The organism is Streptococcus sp. SS-4456, assembly GCF_036680365.1.
In the GTDB taxonomy this organism is placed as follows: domain Bacteria; phylum Bacillota; class Bacilli; order Lactobacillales; family Streptococcaceae; genus Streptococcus.
The window spans coordinates 1-2,996 of record NZ_JAVIHI010000071.1 but is presented as its reverse complement, the minus strand read 5'-3'; the positions used below and the strand labels follow the sequence as shown (position 1 = coordinate 2,996).

3 protein-coding genes are annotated in these 2,996 nt (G+C 40.3%); 2 read left to right on the top strand and 1 reads right to left on the bottom strand.

Annotation, left to right across the window (positions count from 1 at the left end):
* Positions 1 to 351 precede the first annotated feature (351 nt).
* A complete protein-coding gene (locus RFK25_RS11305; protein WP_332413524.1) occupies positions 352 to 618 on the bottom strand; it encodes a hypothetical protein in 267 nt (88 codons plus the stop codon).
* Between the two features lie 824 nt (positions 619 to 1,442).
* On the opposite strand from RFK25_RS11305, the gene RFK25_RS11300 reads away from it, so the two are divergent.
* Together RFK25_RS11300 and RFK25_RS11800 are read left to right on the top strand one after the other, a co-directional pair.
* Complete coding sequence (locus RFK25_RS11300; protein WP_332413522.1) at positions 1,443 to 1,565, top strand: hypothetical protein; 123 nt, start codon at positions 1,443 to 1,445, stop codon at positions 1,563 to 1,565.
* A 5-nt stretch (positions 1,566 to 1,570) separates the two neighbouring features.
* Positions 1,571 to 2,996 (top strand): DUF445 family protein (locus RFK25_RS11800; protein ID WP_443035561.1); only part of this gene is annotated, 1,426 nt, incomplete at its 3' end.

Here is a 2,996-nt window from a genome sequence, read left to right as displayed (position 1 = left end):
GTCCGTATCGAACTCAGAAAGTCAATCGGCTTCAGAGTCGCTCTCTGTTTCAGAATCGCTCTCTGTTTCAGAATCAACTTCTGTATCACATACGGAATCTGAATCAGCATCGACTACGCCATCAAGTTCGACAAGCTCTGAAACCAGTACAAGTGAATCATCAGCAAGTGAAACAGGTTCGGAAACCAGTGCGAGCGAAACAGGCGCTACAACTGTAGCAGAAGAAAAGCAAACCTTAGAGCAAGTTGTTTCGGAAGCAGAGGTTTTAGTGCAAATCGCAAGTAACCAAACTGCACCAAGTCAAGCCTTGCTAACTGCAATTGGAACCAGTCGTGATCAGCTGCTGTTGGCTCAAACCATCTTAGGAGATGCGGATGCAACTGCGGCTGACCTTGCTACCATTATCAGCAGTTTGCAAGCAAGCAACCAAGCAATTGGTCTTTTGTTGTTGGAAAATGATGAAGACGGAGTGATTACTTTTGCTCTTAATACTTCAACGACAGCAACCGTGACCAAAGTTGGCGAAGGATATGGTGTTTTGGTTGATACCTTGTCAACTGCCTCACCATCAATGGATGTTGCTAACGGTGCTGCAATTTCGAATCCAATAAATAACACAAGCTTTACACCTTCATCAGAAGCGGAACGCTTTACCTTTAACTATTCAAAATTCAACTGGTTTGGTGATCAATTAACGGATCAAACAATTAAAGAAAATTATTATTTCCGATATTCGTTAGATTATGATACGACAACGACGACAACTTATGTTGAACTAGTTAATAAGACGACAAATACAGTAGTTGAAAGTTATATTTTAGAAAAAGGTCAAACTGCAACTTTTACATATTTCCAAAACTACTCTGGCGCTAATAATTTACCATTGACTGTTACCTATGGTGATAGTACTTCGTCGACTACGACAACTGGCGAACTACAATTACAGTATAACGGTGGAACGCTCACTAATACCTTGGTTCCAACCTATCAAGAATACACAACATACTATAAGACAACTGATGGTAAAACAATAGCAACCTACACTGTTAAAGGTATTGGTGGTCAAATGGCTACGCCATCTGCCAAACGTGATTTTGTAGGCTATGACTATGCACGTACAACAGGTGGTACTACGGTACGCCTTTATTCTCCAGGCACGATTTATAATGATGGTGCAATTGCAACATCGTATATTAAACGTCTGGCAGAAGTAGTAGATGAGAATGGTAGCCTTGTTAAGACTATATGGGTAAAAGATCCGACTTACACTGGAACAGTTGATTATAATTCTGCGGATACAACTGGATTCTTTAAGGTGATGGAGACGGAAGTTCTAGCCCCTCAAAGTTACAATACAAGTTTACTAGTACCAACAGGGTCAATAGTGAGCAGTACAGAGGCCGCTCAAATAACAGCAAATGCAGAGGCGAAGAAAGTTGAAAATGACATTTTCGTCGTGGTCTATGAGGACAGCACATTACAAGTACGGTATGGATTTTCTGGATATAGATATGACCAATACGGAAATAACTATGGTTCAGCAGTTCATGTCCAAACAATTCTAAAACCGATGCATCCGGAGTATGCCCCGAACTATACGGACTCTAACGGTAATGTTGTAAACCCTAATACAAAGGGGACCCATGTACAATTATTCAATGCATTAATCGATACAACTACGAATATAACAACACACTGGTATACAGTTGATACATCTGAATCAGAGTCGCTCTCGAACTCAAACTCACATTCATTGTCTGAATCTGAATCTACTTCTAACTCAGAATCAACATCAAATTCAGAATCTATCTCAAACTCTGAGTCACTGTCAAATTCTGAATCAACATCAAATTCAGAATCACTTTCAAATTCGATTTCTGAATCTGTTAGAGAATCCGTCTCCGAGTCTATTTCAGAATCAGTAAGAGAATCTGTCTCAGAATCAGTAAGCGAGTCCATCTCAGAATCAATTTCAGAATCCGTTTCAGAGTCCATCTCTGAATCCGTTTCAGAATCCATCTCAGAGTCAGTGTCAGAATCAATCTCTGAATCAGTATCTGAGTCAGTAAGTGAGTCAGTCTCAGAATCAGTTTCTGAATCAATCTCTGAATCAGTATCCGAGTCAGTGTCTGAATCAGTATCAGAATCCATCTCTGAGTCAATAAGCGAGTCCATCTCAGAATCAGTAAGCGAGTCAGTGTCTGAATCGATTTCAGAATCAGTATCTGAATCAGTATCCGAGTCAATTTCAGAATCAGTTTCAGAGTCAATCTCAGAGTCAATCTCAGAGTCTGTATCTGAATCAGTATCAGAATCAGTTTCTGAATCAATCTCTGAATCCATCTCAGAATCTGTATCCGAGTCAATTTCAGAATCAGTTTCAGAGTCAATCTCTGAGTCTGTATCTGAATCTATCTCAGAATCAGTAAGCGAATCAGTATCAGAGTCAATTAGCGAATCAGTAAGCGAGTCAGTTTCAGAGTCAGTATCAGAATCAGTATCAGAATCAATCTCTGAATCAGTATCAGAGTCAGTGTCTGAATCGATTTCAGAATCAGTATCAGAGTCTATCTCAGAATCCGTCTCGGAGTCAGTATCAGAATCTGTATCTGAATCAGCATCAGAGTCTATCTCAGAATCCGTCTCTGAGTCAGTATCTGAATCAGTTTCTGAATCTATCTCTGAGTCAGTATCAGAGTCCATCTCTGAGTCAGTATCAGAATCAATCAGCGAATCAATCTCTGAGTCAGTTTCAGAATCAGTATCCGAGTCCATCAGCGAATCAGTTTCTGAGTCAGTTTCCGAGTCCGTCTCAGAATCAGTCAGTGAGTCAGTCAGCGAGTCAGTTTCCGAATCAGTTTCAGAATCCATCTCTGAGTCAGTAAGTGAGTCAATTTCAGAATCTGTTTCTGAATCAATCTCTGAATCAGTATCCGAGTCAGTGTCTGAATCAGTATCAGAATCCATCTCTGAGTCAATAAGCGAGTCCATCTCAG